General features: G+C 62.7%; 1 protein-coding gene. It reads left to right on the top strand.

Annotation, left to right across the window (positions count from 1 at the left end; all coding sequences use genetic code 11):
- Positions 1–433: 433 nt before the first annotated feature.
- Positions 434–526, top strand: a 93-nt coding sequence (locus AC5RUO_RS20015) for a 6-phosphofructokinase (protein ID WP_494104449.1), incomplete at its 3' end; no start/stop codon positions are given.

Genomic DNA, 526 nt, shown 5'->3' with positions numbered 1-526 from the left:
CCGCCCTGGCAGCAAAAGAACTCCGCGAAGCCATCGCATAACCCCACCCCGAACCGTGTACTGCCCGCACAAAACACCACCGCGGGCAGTACACGGCTCAGGCCGGCTCGGCTGGATCTGAACACATTTCGAAGATGCCGGGTCAGCAGATTGACTCGTAAGTGAGGTGAGGTCGCGATGAATCAGGCGGACTGTGCTGATTATCGTTCTGCTGTGGAACCGCCAGCCGTCGGGCCGTCCAAGGACATGCCTCCTATCCCCGCCCCGCCCCGTGGACAGGTCCCGGCAGATCCAATCCGTCCCTCGCGCGGTCGGGAACGCGAGTTGCGGCAGCTCATCCACGACCTCGCCGTTCTCGCCGCAAGGCCCGATCGCCAGACCAAGTAGACACAGCCCCAAGCAGGAGCCACGTAACGCAGATTTGAGCCGAAACATGAAAATTGGAATCCTCACCAGCGGTGGCGACTGCCCCGGATTGAACGCGGTGATCCGCGGCGCCGTGCTGAAAGGCATCGCCATCCACGGC

This window comes from Arthrobacter sp. Y3221087 (genome assembly GCF_059089905.1).
Note: the sequence above shows the minus strand (reverse complement) of the source record. Positions and strands in the feature narration are given on the sequence as shown.